The 12,694-nt window shown below is 76.6% G+C and carries 12 protein-coding genes, 1 tRNA gene and 1 other RNA gene; 5 read left to right on the forward strand and 9 right to left on the reverse strand.

Translation table 11 applies throughout. From position 1 onward, the window contains the following. Nucleotides 1-41 precede the first annotated feature (41 nt). Nucleotides 42-659, forward strand: coding sequence for an RDD family protein (locus tag ACYQBY_RS09995; RefSeq protein ID WP_459643703.1), 618 nt, complete (start codon nucleotides 42-44; stop codon nucleotides 657-659). A 46-nt stretch (nucleotides 660-705) separates the two neighbouring features. Here the strand turns inward: ACYQBY_RS09995 and rnpB are convergent. Next, nucleotides 706-1,080, reverse strand: an RNA gene (gene rnpB, locus ACYQBY_RS10000) — RNase P RNA component class A. An 81-nt stretch (nucleotides 1,081-1,161) separates the two neighbouring features. Between rnpB and ACYQBY_RS10005 the strand changes: the two genes are divergently transcribed. Then, nucleotides 1,162-1,899: a YaaA family protein gene (locus ACYQBY_RS10005; protein WP_459643704.1), complete on the forward strand. Its 738-nt coding sequence runs from the start codon at nucleotides 1,162-1,164 to the stop codon at nucleotides 1,897-1,899. A gap of 30 nt (nucleotides 1,900-1,929) precedes the next feature. Here the strand turns inward: ACYQBY_RS10005 and ACYQBY_RS10010 are convergent, their stop codons facing one another. The 6 genes from ACYQBY_RS10010 to ACYQBY_RS10035 all read right to left on the reverse strand — a co-directional run bounded on the left by ACYQBY_RS10010 (nucleotide 1,930) and on the right by ACYQBY_RS10035 (nucleotide 6,060). Then, the gene (locus ACYQBY_RS10010; protein ID WP_459643705.1) at nucleotides 1,930-3,051 is read right to left on the reverse strand and encodes a bifunctional RNase H/acid phosphatase; all 1,122 of its coding nucleotides are present in this window, start codon (nucleotides 3,049-3,051) and stop codon (nucleotides 1,930-1,932) included. Further along, complete coding sequence (locus ACYQBY_RS10015) at nucleotides 3,048-3,791, reverse strand: zinc ribbon domain-containing protein (protein ID WP_459643706.1); 744 nt, start codon at nucleotides 3,789-3,791, stop codon at nucleotides 3,048-3,050. The genes ACYQBY_RS10010 and ACYQBY_RS10015 overlap by 4 nt, the downstream gene beginning before the upstream one ends. Before the next feature lie 7 nt (nucleotides 3,792-3,798). After that, entirely contained in the window at nucleotides 3,799-4,971 is a 1,173-nt protein-coding gene (locus ACYQBY_RS10020) for a Nif3-like dinuclear metal center hexameric protein (RefSeq protein WP_459643707.1), read from the reverse strand. 25 nt (nucleotides 4,972-4,996) lie between these two features. Beyond that, nucleotides 4,997-5,069, reverse strand: a tRNA-Val gene (locus tag ACYQBY_RS10025). 78 nt (nucleotides 5,070-5,147) lie between these two features. Next, nucleotides 5,148-5,630, reverse strand: a complete 483-nt coding sequence (locus ACYQBY_RS10030; protein WP_459643708.1) for a redoxin domain-containing protein — start codon at nucleotides 5,628-5,630, stop codon at nucleotides 5,148-5,150. Between the two features lies 1 nt (nucleotide 5,631). Next, nucleotides 5,632-6,060: a DUF3052 domain-containing protein gene (locus ACYQBY_RS10035; protein WP_459643709.1), complete on the reverse strand. Its 429-nt coding sequence runs from the start codon at nucleotides 6,058-6,060 to the stop codon at nucleotides 5,632-5,634. Nucleotides 6,061-6,254: 194 nt separating this feature from the next. Here ACYQBY_RS10035 and fdhD point away from each other — a divergent pair, with 194 nt between their 5' ends. Next, a complete protein-coding gene (fdhD, locus tag ACYQBY_RS10040; protein WP_459643710.1) occupies nucleotides 6,255-7,097 on the forward strand; it encodes a formate dehydrogenase accessory sulfurtransferase FdhD in 843 nt (280 codons plus the stop codon). Nucleotides 7,098-7,138: 41 nt separating this feature from the next. Here fdhD and ACYQBY_RS10045 read toward each other — a convergent pair whose 3' ends face one another. Next, a complete protein-coding gene (locus ACYQBY_RS10045; RefSeq protein WP_459643711.1) occupies nucleotides 7,139-7,555 on the reverse strand; it encodes a YjbQ family protein in 417 nt (138 codons plus the stop codon). A 74-nt stretch (nucleotides 7,556-7,629) separates the two neighbouring features. Here ACYQBY_RS10045 and aceE point away from each other — a divergent pair, with 74 nt between their 5' ends. After that, the gene (gene aceE / locus ACYQBY_RS10050) at nucleotides 7,630-10,392 is read left to right on the forward strand and encodes a pyruvate dehydrogenase (acetyl-transferring), homodimeric type (RefSeq protein ID WP_459643712.1); all 2,763 of its coding nucleotides are present in this window, start codon (nucleotides 7,630-7,632) and stop codon (nucleotides 10,390-10,392) included. Between the two features lie 94 nt (nucleotides 10,393-10,486). Here the strand turns inward: aceE and ACYQBY_RS10055 are convergent, their stop codons facing one another. Beyond that, entirely contained in the window at nucleotides 10,487-11,191 is a 705-nt protein-coding gene (locus ACYQBY_RS10055) for a hypothetical protein (RefSeq protein ID WP_459643713.1), read from the reverse strand. 253 nt (nucleotides 11,192-11,444) lie between these two features. Between ACYQBY_RS10055 and ACYQBY_RS10060 the strand changes: the two genes are divergently transcribed. After that, on the forward strand, nucleotides 11,445-12,653 hold the full coding sequence (locus ACYQBY_RS10060) for a PucR family transcriptional regulator (RefSeq protein ID WP_459643714.1): 1,209 nt from the start codon (nucleotides 11,445-11,447) through the stop codon (nucleotides 12,651-12,653). Nucleotides 12,654-12,694 lie beyond the last annotated feature (41 nt).

Below are 12,694 nucleotides of genomic sequence, written 5' to 3' on the forward strand. Positions count from 1 at the left end.
CGCGGAGGCCCGGGTGTGCCCGGGACCGGCAGGGTGGGGGCATGGCCGACACCGAGCACCCCGGTGCGCAGGAGACGGAGCCGGCGCCGTTCCCGCGCCGCCTCGCGGCCCGGCTGCTCGACCTCGCGCTGGCCCTGGGGCTGACGTTCGTGGTGGTGGTCCCGCTCGTCCTGCTGGCCCTGCCCGTGCTGCTGCCCATGGAGCGCGGGTCGAGGGCGTACGACACGGCGATCGGTCTGCTCGCGTCCCTGGCGTACTTCCTCTCCTACGTCCTGCTGGAGTGGTTCCTCCTGGTGCGGCGGGACGGGCAGACCCTCGGCAAGGGGCTGCTGGGCCTGCGGGTCGTGGACGGGCGCAGCGGCGCCGCGCTGGGCGTCACGTCCTCGTTCCTGCGCCTGCTGGTGCTGTTCGCGCCGTTCGTCCTGCTGTCCGTCGCGGGCGGGGACGACGGCACCGGCGGGTGGGACGGCCTCGCCCCCGCCGGGGTGCTGGTGCTCCTGGTCAGCCTGGTCCTGAGCCTGCTCCCCGCGGTCCGGCACCGGGCGCTGCACGACCTCGCCGCGCGCAGCCGGGTGGTGCGGGCGCCCCGGCGCGGCATCAGGCTGAAGCAGGACCTGCGCATGATGGTCCCGGGCAGGGTGGACCTGACGAAGCGCTGAGGGCGGGCGCGGGCCGCCCGCGTGCGCGCCGGTGGGGCCCGGGTGGTGGACGAGCCGGCCTGTAAGCCGGATTCTGTGCCCCGGGCTCGCGCCCGGGCGGCGGCCATCCCTCTACGACGTGCGTCGCCGCACGCCTCCAGCGGCCTACCCGGCAGCTCGGGCGGGCCGCCCTCGAACGCTGCCTGTCTGACCTTGCTCCGGGTGGGGTTTACCGAGCCGCACCGGTCACCCGGTGCGCTGGTGGTCTCTTACACCACCGTTTCACCCTTACCAGCGCGAGCGCTGGCGGTCTCTTCTCTGTGGCACTGTCCCGCGGGTCACCCCGGGTGGGCGTTACCCACCACCCCGCCCTGTGGAGTCCGGACTTTCCTCGGCGGGCACCCCCTCGCGGGAGCCCCGACGCGGCCGCCCGGCCGGCTCGTCCGCCCCCAGCGTAGCGACCCGACCGGGTGCGGGGACGCCGCGCACGCAGGTGGGCCGGGGATCCCTAGGGTGCTCCCTCGTGCTCGTCGTCCTGCCGCCCTCGGAGACCAAGTGGAGCGGGCCGGCGCGCGGGGCCCCGGTGGACCTCGCGCGGCTGTCGGCCCCCGCCCTCACCGCCGCCCGCGAGCGGGTCCTCGACGCCCTCGTCGCCGTCTCGGCCCGGCCGGACGCCACCGGGGTGCTGGGCACGGGCCCGCGCCTGGCGGAGGCCGTCGCGGCGAACACGACGCTGCGCTCCCGCCCCGCCGCGCCCGCGGCGCGGGTGTACACGGGGGTCCTCCACGAGGCCCTCGACCTGCCGTCGCTGCCCGCGGCGGCGCAGCGCCGGGTGCTCGTCGTCTCGGCCCTGTGGGGTGCGCTGACCCCCCGGGACCGCGTTCCCGGCTACCGGCTCTCGATGGGGACCGACCTGCCCGGGGTGGGTCCGCTGGCGGCGTTCTGGCGCCCGCACCTGGCGGCCGCGCTGGAGCCGTCGGGCGTCGTCGTCGACTGCCGCTCCGCCGCGTACGCCGCGGCCTGGGACCCCGGCGCCGCCGTGCCCGTGGTCGCGGTGCGGGTCACCCGCGGGGGCAGGTCGCTCTCCCACGACGCCAAGCACACCCGCGGCCTGGTGGCGCGCCACCTGCTGACGCGGGCGGGCCGCCCACCCCGCACGCCGGGCCGGCTGCGCGACGCGGTGGCGGAGGCGTTCCCCGCGGCCCTGCACGAGCCGCCGCACGCCGGGCGGCCGTGGACGCTGGACGTCGAGGCGCGCTGAGCGGGCCGGTGCCGGGTGGGCGGGAGCGGCTCAGGCGCGGTTGACGGCGAGCACCTCGGCGCCGCCGTCGGCCCACAGCCGCAGCACCGAGCGCGAGCCGGGGTCCAGGCGCAGCCTGCGGTGGGCGGCGGGGCCGGAGTCGAGCGCGGCGCGCACCAGCAGCCGCACCGGGTCCAGGTGGGTGACGACCGCGACGCTGCGCCCGGCCCAGCGGCGCACCAGCGCATCGCGCGCCCCGGCGACGCGGCGCGCGAGGGCGTCGAGGGACTCCCCGCCGGGGGGCGCCACCTGCGGGGAGGTCCGCCACGCGGCGAACTCCGCGGGCCAGCGGCGGGTCACCTCCGGCACGCTCAGCCCCTCCCACCCCCCCAGGTCGGGGGCGTCCCACGCCGGGTCGGTGAGGACCTCCACGTCGCGGGCGCCGGCCAGCAGCCGGGCCGTCTCCCGGGCCCGGCGCAGGGAGGAGGCGACCACGACGTCGGCGGAGGAGACCTCCCAGGAGGTGGCCGCCGACGCGGCCTCGGCGCGCCCGCGCGCGCTGAGCTCGGGGTCGTCCCCGCCGCGGCCGCTGAGGCGCTGCTGCTCGGTCAGGGCGGTGGAGCCGGGCCGGACCAGGACGAGCGTGACCGGCTGCCCCGGGTCGGTGCCGGGCGCCGGGGCCGCGGGCGGCGCTGCTGGGGCCGTTCCCGTGGCCGTGGCGGCGGAGCGCTGCCACACCCCGCCCTTCGCCGCGGCGTCCATCGCCTCGTTCGCCAGCCGGTCCGCGGCGGAGTTCTGCGCGCGCGGCACCCACGTGTAGCGGACCCGCGCCCCCGGCAGGACGGTGCGGGCCTCCTCCACGAGACGGCGCATGTCCTCGTGCTTGACCTTCCAGCGGCCGGACATCTGCTCCACGACGAGCTTGGAGTCCATCCGCACCTCGATGTCGGCGCCGGGGTCGATCGCGGCGGCGGCGCGCAGGCCGGCGACGAGACCGCGGTACTCGGCGACGTTGTTGGTGGCGGTGCCGATGGCCTCGGCCGCCTCCGCCAGGACCTCGCCGCTGGCGGCGTCGCGCACGAGGGCGCCGAACCCGGCCGGGCCGGGGTTGCCGCGCGAGCCCCCGTCGGCCTCGACGACGAGGCGGCGGGCGCCGGAGGAGCGCCCGCTCACAGCCCGGACTCGGCGGTGCGCACGAGGATGCGACCGCACTCCTCGCAGCGCACCACGTCGTCGGGGGCGGCGGCGCGCAGCGCGTTGATGTCGGAGGTGTTCAGCTCCAGCCGGCAGCCCTCGCAGCGGCGGGCGCGCAGCATCGCCGCACCGACCCCGCCCCGGGTGGCGCGCAGCTTCTCGTAGGTGGCGACGAGGGCGGCGTCGAGGTCCATCGCGACGGCCTGGCGGCGCGCCTTCGCGGCGGTCTCCTCCGCCGCGATGCCCGCCAGGGCCTCGTCGCGGCGCTGCTCCGCGGCCCGCACCTCCTCGGCGTTGCGCGCCAGGTCGGCCTCGGCGGCGGTGGAGCGGGCCTGGGCGGTCTCCAGCCGCTCCATGACCTCCAGCTCCTCGTCCTCCAGCACGCCCTGGCGGCGGGCCAGGCTCTCCAGCTCGTGCTGCAGCCCCTCCAGGTCCTTGGCGGTGCCCCGGCCGGACCCCAGGTGGGCGCGGTTGCGCTCGGCGCGCTGGCGCACCACCGCGACGTCCGCCTCGGCCTTGGCGACCTCCCGCTCGATGTCGGAGACGGCGGTGCGCGCGGCGACGGCCTCGTCGGAGGCGGTGCGGTGCCGCTTGAGCAGGGTGTCGAGCTCGGCCTGCTCGGGCAGGGTGGCGCGCCGGTGGGCGAGCTGGGCGAGGCGGGTGTCGACGGCCTGCAGGTCCAGCAGTCGCTGCTGGTCGATCGCCGGGGCCTTGGGCATCCGCCGGTCACTCTCCTCGGCTGGGGACGCGCGCCGCCCAGGGGTCGGTGCGCGTGGTGGACACGTGGAGCCCCACCGTAGAGCCCCGCCGGGCGAGCCCCTCGCGCAGCCGACGGGCGCAGTCGGCCAGCCACGGCCACTCGCTGGCCCAGTGCGCGACGTCGAGGAGCGCGGGGCGCCCGGAGAGGTGCTCGCGGGCCTCGGAGGCGGGGTGGTGGCGCAGGTCGGCGGTGAGGTAGGCGTCGGCGCCGCTGGCGCGGACCTCGGCGAAGAGGCTGTCGCCGGAGCCGCCGCACACCGCGACGCGGGAGACGGGCGCGTCGAGGTCCCCGGCGACCCGCACCCCCTGCTCGGTGGGCGGCAGGGCGCGGGCCACGGTGGCGGCGAGCTCGCGCAGCGGCACGGGCGCGGGCAGCGTCCCGACCCGGCCGATGCCGAGCACCGGGTCGGGCCCGGTCTGCTCGGTGAACGTCACGACGGGCACCTCGTAGGGGTGGGCCGCCCGCAGGGCCGCCAGGACCGGCACCCGCAGGGCCCGCGGGACGGTGACCTCCAGCCGGGTCTCCGCGACGTGCTCGCGCCGCCCCACCCGCCCGATCGCCGGGTCCGCCCCCGGCAGCGGGGTGAACGTGCCGGTGCCCTCGGAGGTGAACGCGCAGCGCTCGTAGTTCCCCCCGCGCCCGGCGCCCGCGGCGCTCACCGCGTCGAGGACCCGCTCGGCGTCGGGGGTGGGCACGAAGGTGACGAGGGTGTCGCCCGGCTCGGCGGGCAGGGGCTGCAGCGGCACCAGGTCCCGCAGGCCCACGGCGGCGGCGAGGGCGTCCGAGACCCCCGGGGAGGCGGCGTCGGCGTTGGTGTGGGCGACGTGCAGCGCGCAGCCGGCGCGGATGAGCCGGTGCACGACGCCGCCCTTGGCGGTGGTGGCCGCCACCGACGTCACCGGCCGCAGCAGCAGGGGGTGGTGCACCAGCAGCAGGTCCGCCTCCCGCGCCAGGGCCTCGTCCACGACCTCGGCGACGGGGTCGACGGCGAGCAGGACGCGGCGCACCGGCTGGTCCGGGTCGCCGCAGACCAGACCGACGGCGTCCCAGGACTGCGCCCAGCGCGCGGGGTAGAGCTCCTCCAGGACGGCGAGGACGTCGCGCAGCAGGGGGGTGCCGCCCGCCGGGTCGGTGTTCACCCCAGGCACCCTAGGGGGTGCGCGGTGGGCCCGGCCGGGTTCGAACCGACGACGCCCGCGGTGTAAGCGCGGTGCTCTACCAGCTGAGCTACAGGCCCTCGTGCCGAGGTGTGGTGCAGGCAAAGGTACGGCCTGCGGGTCCCGGGCCGCTGCGGCTCGCCGGGGTCCGCGCCGGCTCAGCCGCGGGCCAGCGCCCCCAGCGCCGCGCGGTGCACCTCGTGCGGGCGTGCCCGGCCGGTGTCCTGCACCAGGGACCACCGCACCGTCCCGTCCGGCCCGACGAGCAGGGAGCCGCGCAGCGCCAGGCCCCGGGCGGCGTCGAACACGCCGGCCGCCCGGGCCGCCGCCCCGTGCGGCCAGAAGTCCGACAGCAGCGGGAACGGGTAGCCGCGGGCGTCGGAGAACGCGCGCAGCGAGGGCACCGGGTCGCAGGAGATCCCGGCGAGCTGCACGCCGTGCGCGTCGAACCCGCCGATGCCCGCCGCGAGGTCGTCCAGCTCCCCCGTGCACAGCGGGGAGAAGGCGAAGGGGTAGAAGACCAGCAGCGCGTGCTGGCCCTGCCACAGCTCCGACCAGCGCAGCCGCTGGCCGTGCTGGTCGGTCAGCCCGACGTCCGGGACGGCGCTGCCCACGGGCAGCACCGCCGGGGTGCCGCCCATCTCAGCGGCGCGAGCCCTTCGGGGTGGTCATGCGGGTGCCCGCCCAGTCCGCGGAGGCGCTCACGCTGGTGGTGGCGTGCAGGCCGGCGGTGGGCGCGCCCTCCTCGATCTCGTCCGCGGGCACGTGCCCGGGGCGGCCCTTCTTCGGCGTCAGCAGCCACACGATGCCGCCCTCGGCCAGGTTCGTCACCGAGTCCACCAGGGCGTCGACGAGGTCGCCCTCGCCGTCCCGGAACCAGCAGATGACGACGTCCGCCACCTCGTCGGCGTCCTCGTCGAGGAGTTCGCCCCCGATGGCGGACTCGACGGCGGCACGGAAGACCTCGTCGACCTCCTCGTCGTAGCCGAGCTCCTGCACCACCTGGCCGTGCTTGAAGCCCAGCTTGGCCACCGCGGTCTGATCAGCCGCAGGGTCCGCGGTCGCACCCACGAGTCCTCGCCCTTCGTCCTGGTCCCGACGCCGTCGGAACTCCCGTGTCTCCCGAGGGCCGTCGCCGGTGACGACCCGTCCGGTCAACGTAGTGCACTAGAAGATCCCACCACGGCGCAAGGTGCTGCGCCACCTCTCGCCCCGGTGGACGGCTGCCCGTGCGCCCGGACGGGTGGTCGGCGAGGGTGGAGCCCGTGGGACGGGTGACGACGAGGGTGCGGGTGCTCCGGCTGGACACCGACGCGGGTGCCGCCGCGCCCCGGGAGGACGCCCTGGCGGTGGAGGAGCCGCTCCAGGTGCGCGTGGCGGGCGAGGCCCTGACGGTCACGATGCGCACGCCCGGCGACGACTTCGACCTCGTCCTGGGCCTGCTGCACGCCGAGGGCCTGCTGCACACCGCGCAGGACGTGCGGGCGCTGCGGCACTGCACCGACACCGGCGAGGACGGCCTGCCCACCTACAACGTGGTGGACGTCACCCCCGCCCCCGGGTCGGTGCTGGCGGCGGGGGTCCCGGCGCGCACGTTCGCCACGACGTCCGCGTGCGGGGTGTGCGGCACGCAGAGCGTGGAGGACGTGCGGCGGCGCGGCCGCCACGACGTGGCCGCGGACCCGCTGGTCCTGCCCCCGGCGCTGGTGGCGCAGCTGCCGGGGCGGCTGCGGCAGGCGCAGAGCGCGTTCGAGCGGACCGGCGGGCTGCACGCCGCGGGGCTGTTCCGGGTGCAGGGCGCGGACGCGGAGGCGCTGTGCGTGCGGGAGGACGTGGGCCGGCACAACGCCGTGGACAAGGTCGTCGGCTGGGCGCTGCGGGAGGGGCGGCTGCCGCTGCGCGGGCACGTCCTGGTGGTCAGCGGGCGCGCCTCCTTCGAGCTGGTGCAGAAGGCGGCCCTGGCCGGCATCCCCGCGATGGTGGCCGTCTCGGCCCCGTCGTCGCTGGCGGTGTCCCTGGCGCGGGCGGCGGGCATGACGCTGCTGGGGTTCGTGCGACCCCCGTCGGCGAACGTCTACGCCGGGGCCCACCGCGTCCCCACCGGCTGAGGCGGCGGTCCGGGCGGGTGCGGCGGTCGTCCCCGGGTGCCTCAGCCGCGCAGGAACGACAGCCGCACCTGCCGCTCGGCGTTGTCGACGTTGGTGTCGACGAGGCACACGCTCTGCCAGGTGCCCAGGGCCAGGCGCCCGCCCAGGACCGGCACGGTGGCGGTGGGGGCCACCAGCGCGGGCAGCACGTGGTCGCGGCCGTGCCCGGGGGTGCCGTGGCGGTGCACCCAGCCCTTCCCGCCGGGCCCGGCGGCGGGGACGAGCTCGGCCAGCAGCCGCAGCAGGTCCTCGTCGCTGCCGGCCCCCGTCTCCAGGACGGCGACCCCGGCGGTGGCGTGCGGGACGAACACGTTGAGCAGGCCGTCACCGCCCCCGGAGACGAACGAGGAGCACTCCGCGGTCAGGTCGACGACGCGCTGTGAGCCTCCGGTGCGGACCTGAAGGACAGTCGTGAGCACAGCGGCCTAGCCTATGCGGGTGGCTCCCGCGGACCGCGGGGGCGCCGACCAGCGACAGCGGGAGGACCACGACCGTGGCCAGACGCGACGAAGCAGGCTCGAGGGGAGGCTCGGCCTCCCAGGGGCCGATCCTCAACGGCCTTCCGAGCCAGTTGCCGGACATCGACCCGGACGAGACGGCGGAGTGGCTCGCCTCCCTCGACGCCGTGGTGGACGAGCGCGGGCAGAACCGCGCCCGGTACCTGATGCTCCAGCTCCTGCAGCGTGCGCGGGAGCGGCAGGTCGGCGTCCCCAGCCTCACGGCGACCGACTACATCAACACCATCGGCCCGGAGCAGGAGCCCTGGTTCCCCGGTGACGAGGAGGTCGAGCGCCGCTACCGCGCCTGGATCCGCTGGAACGCCGCGATCATGGTGCACCGGGCGCAGCGCCCGGGCATCGGCGTCGGCGGGCACCTCTCCAGCTACGCCTCCTCGGCGACGCTGTACGAGGTGGGCTTCAACCACTTCTTCCGCGGCAAGGACCACGCCGGCGGCGGCGACCAGATCTTCATCCAGGGGCACGCCTCCCCCGGCGTGTACGCCCGCGCCTTCCTCGAGGGCCGCCTCTCCCAGGAGCAGCTGGACGGGTTCCGCCAGGAGGTCTCCCACCCCGGGGGCGGGCTCTCCTCCTACCCGCACCCGCGGCTGATGCCCGACTTCTGGGAGTTCCCCACCGTCTCGATGGGCCTGGGGCCGATCAACGCGATCTACCAGGCGCAGTTCAACAAGTACCTGCACAACCGCGGCCTGAAGGACACCTCCTCCCAGCACGTCTGGGCGTTCCTGGGCGACGGGGAGATGGACGAGCCGGAGGCCCGCGGCCTGGCGCACATCGCCGCCAACGACGAGCTCGACAACCTCACCTTCGTCGTCAACTGCAACCTGCAGCGCCTCGACGGCCCGGTCCGCGGCAACGGCAAGATCGTCCAGGAGCTGGAGGCGTTCTTCCGCGGCGCCGGCTGGAACGTCGTCAAGGTCGTGTGGGGCCGCGAGTGGGACCCGCTGCTGGCCGCCGACGCGCAGGGCGCGCTGGTGAACCTCATGAACCGCACCCCCGACGGGGACTACCAGACGTACCGGGCGGAGAACGGCGCCTTCATCCGCGAGCACTTCTTCGGCCGGGACGAGCGCACCGCCAAGCTGGTCGCGAACCTCACCGACGAGCAGATCTGGGGCCTCAAGCGCGGCGGCCACGACTACCGCAAGGTGTACGCGGCCTACCGCGCGGCGGCGGAGCACACGGGCCAGCCCACGGTGATCCTCGCCAAGACGATCAAGGGCTACGCCCTCGGCCCGCACTTCGCCGGCCGCAACGCCACCCACCAGATGAAGAAGCTGACGCTGGAGGACCTCAAGCTCCTGCGCGACAGCCTGCGCATCCCGATCTCCGACGCGGACCTGGAGCGCGACCCGTACCAGCCGCCGTACTACCACCCCGGCGACGGCGACGAGACGATCCAGTACCTGCGCAAGCGCCGCACCGACCTCGGCGGGGCCGTGCCGCAGCGCCGCGGGCAGGGCGGCACCCTGCACCTGCCGGGCGAGGAGTCCTACGCGGTCGTCAAGCGCGGCTCGGGCAAGCAGGAGATCGCCACCACCATGGCGTTCGTCCGCCTGCTCAAGGACCTCATGAAGGACAAGGAGTTCGGCACCCACGTCGTGCCGATCATCCCCGACGAGGCGCGCACGTTCGGGATGGACTCCCTCTTCCCGACGCTGAAGATCTACAACCCGCAGGGGCAGACGTACACCTCGGTCGACCGCGACCTGATGCTGGCGTACAAGGAGGCGACCGACGGGCGCATCCTGCACGTCGGCATCAACGAGGCGGGCGCCTCCGCGGCCTTCACGGCCGTCGGCTCCTCCTACGCCACCCACGCCCTGCCCATGGTGCCGATCTACATCTTCTACTCGATGTTCGGCTTCCAGCGGACGGGCGACGCCCTGTGGCTGGCCGGGGACCAGATGGTCCGCGGCTTCCTCATCGGCGCGACGGCCGGGCGCACCACCCTGACCGGTGAGGGCCTGCAGCACGGCGACGGGCACTCCCCGCTGCTGGCGTCGACGAACCCGGCGGTCGTCACCTACGACCCGGCGTACGGCTACGAGCTCGGGCACATCGTGCGCGACGGCCTGCGCCGGATGTACGGGGAGAACCCGGAGAACGTCTTCTACTACCTCACCGTCTACAACGAGCCGATGGTGCAGCCGGCGGAGCCGGCGGACGTGGACGTCGAGGGCATCCTCAAGGGGATGCACCGCATCTCGGTGGCCACCGGCGACGGGCCGCGGGTGCAGCTGCTCGCCTCGGGCGTCGGCGTGGCCTGGGCGCTGGAGGCCCAGCAGCTGCTGCGCGAGGACTGGGGCGTGGCCGCCGACGTGTGGTCGGTGACGTCGTGGAACGAGCTGCGCCGCGAGGCCGTCGAGTGCGAGGAGGAGGCCTTCCTCAACCCGGGCCGGGACGCGCGGGTGCCGTACGTGACGCGGCGCCTGCAGGAGACCCAGGGCCCCGTCATCGCGGTCAGCGACTACATGCGCGCGGTGCAGGACCAGATCCGCAACTGGGTGCCGAACGACTGGGCGTCCCTGGGCGCGGACGGCTTCGGCCTGTCCGACACCCGCGCGGCGGCGCGGCGGCACTTCCACATCGACGGCCCCTCGATCGTGGTGCGGGCGCTGGAGATGATCGCCAAGCGCGGCGAGGGCGACTGGCGCGCCCCGGGCCACGCGATCGAGAAGTACCAGCTGCACGACGTGCGCGCCGGCCGCTCCGGCAACGCCGGCGGCGAGTCCTGACCCGGCGCTGAGACGCAGGACGGGCCGGTCCCCCCGGGGGGACCGGCCCGTCCTGCGTGTGCGGGGTGTGCGTGCGGCGGGGAGGCGGTCCCGTTCAGCGCCGGGCCCGGTCCGCCTCGGCGATCAGGCGCTCCAGCTCCTGCTGCAGCGGCGCGACCCGGCCCTTGTCGGGGTGGTCGGACAGGGCTCTGAGGTGGCGGCGGGCCTCACCGAGGCGGCCGGAGTCGACGGCGGCGGCCACGAGGTGCCGGCCCGCCTCCACGTCGTGCTCGCGGGGGCGCCAGTGCCCCACCCCCAGGCTGAGTGCCTCGTCGGGCAGGCCCGCCTCCCGCAGGATGGCCAGCCCCTCCGCGAGGGCGCGGCCGGTGCTGTCGCGCTCGGCGGCGATGCCCAGGCGGCGCAGGGCCGCGTCGTGGTCGTCCCCGACGGAGAGCCGTGCCAGCTCCAGCAGCGGCCGCCACGCCCTCGGGCTCTGCGCCAGCTCCTCGGCCAGCGCCCACACGGCGTTGTCGGCGGCGCGCTGGGGGTCGCCGGTCTGCTCCGCCTCGTGCCCCTCCGCCGCGCGCCGGCGCACCGTCTCGGCCAGCTCGCCGAAGGCCTGCTCGTCGTTGGGGTCCTCGCGCAGCGCGTCCCGCAGGGTGGCCTCGGTGGCGCGGGACACGGCCGGTGCGGGGGCCCCGGGGGGCTCACCCCGCCGCTTCAGCCGGCTCAGCTCGCGCGTGCCGGGGGTCTGTGTGCCCGTGGCCGCGGTCTCGCCCTGCGGCGCGGACCTGCGGCGCAGGCGGTCGAGCAGTCCCATGCGTCCCCTTCCGTCGCCGTCGCCCCGCGGGAGCCGCGGCTGTGCGCGACGACGCTCTCGTCGGTACCTCTGCGGTGTCGTGCTCCGTCGGTGCGGTCGGTCGGTGCGGGTCGGTGGCTCGTGCGCGGCGGGTGGCCGACGCTCGGCACACTAGCCCAGGTGGGTGACAGCGGCCCCTCCCCTCCCGGCCGGGCCGGGCACCGCGCGGGGTGGGCCCGGGAGGGGCCGGCGGCCCGCACTACGCTGCCCGCCCGTGGACCCGGCCCGCACCTCGCTGTCGGAGGGGACCTTCCGCCGGCTCGAGGCCGCCCGCGGCGCGTTCGGCTCGGCGATCGCCTCCCGGATGGAGGAGTCCCTCCCCTGGTACCGGGCGCTGCCCCCCAGCGAGCGCTCCTGGGTGGCGCTGGTCGCGCAGGCCGGTTTCGCCTCCTTCATGCGCTGGCTGCGCGACCCCGAGGCGGTCCCGGTGGCCGGCACGGACGTCTTCGGCACCGCCCCCCGGGAGCTGACGCGCGCGGTGACCCTGGAGCAGACGGTGGAGCTGGTCCGCACCGCGATCACCGTGTGCGAGGAGGGTGTCGACGCGGTGGTGGACCCCGAGGACCTGCCGCGGGTGCGCGAGGCGCTGCTGCGCTACTCCCGGGAGGTGGCCTTCGGCGCGGCGGGGGTGTACGCGCGGGCCGCGGAGTCCCGGGGCGCGTGGGACGCGCGCCTGGAGGCCCTCGTCGTGGACGCGGTGCTGCGCGGGGACGCGGAGGAGACGGTGTCCTCCCGCGCGGTCGCCCTGGGCTGGCGGCTGGACGCGGCGGCCAGCGTCGTCGTGGGCACCGTCGCGCTCGGCGACGGCGGCGGCGCGGGGGACGAGGGGCGCCTGGTGCGGCGGGTGCGGCGCGTGGTGCGCGGCGCCGGCGGGGACTGCCTCATCGGGGTGCAGGGCGAGCGGCTGGTGGTGGTGCTGGGCGGCCCGGCCGACCCGCTGGCCGTGGCGGAGGAGCTGGCCGGCTCGGCGTTCGGCGGCGGGCCGGTGGTGGTGGGCCCACCGGTGGCGGCGCTGCCGCTGGCCGCCCGCTCGGCGCGCGCGGCGCTGGCGGGCATGGTGGCGGCGCGGGCCTGGCCGGGGGCGCCGCGCCCGGTGCTGGCGGACGACCTCCTGCCGGAGCGGGCGATGTCCGGTGACGTGGCCGCGCGCCGGGCGCTGGTGGACCGCGTGCACCGGCCGCTGGAGCAGGCGCAGGGGGCCCTGCTGGAGACGCTGACCGCGTACCTGGAGCACGGCTCGTCGCTGGAGGCCTGCGCACGGGCGCTGTTCGTGCACCCCAACACGGTTCGGTACCGGTTGCGGCGGGTGGGCGAGGTGTGCGGATGGACCCCGACGTCGCCGCGGGAGCGGTTCGTGCTGCAGACGGCGCTGGTGCTGGGCAGGCTCGCCGCGCCCCCGGCGCCGCGCGCCCCGGTCCGCTGAGGGCCCGCCGCGGGGCCCGCGGTGGGGCCGCCCGCCGCGCG

The sequence above is a fragment of the Kineococcus anabasis genome (assembly GCF_054590795.1).

Excerpts from the sequence above, each read along its gene's own strand:
- ACYQBY_RS09995 (WP_459643703.1), top strand. The coding sequence starts at position 42 with ATGGCCGACACCGAGCACCCCGGTGCGCAGGAGACGGAGCCGGCGCCG.
- ACYQBY_RS10030 (WP_459643708.1), bottom strand. The coding sequence starts at position 5,630 with ATGGGCGGCACCCCGGCGGTGCTGCCCGTGGGCAGCGCCGTCCCGGAC.
- ACYQBY_RS10055 (WP_459643713.1), bottom strand. The coding sequence starts at position 11,191 with ATGGGACTGCTCGACCGCCTGCGCCGCAGGTCCGCGCCGCAGGGCGAG.
- ACYQBY_RS10015 (WP_459643706.1), bottom strand. The coding sequence starts at position 3,791 with ATGCCCAAGGCCCCGGCGATCGACCAGCAGCGACTGCTGGACCTGCAG.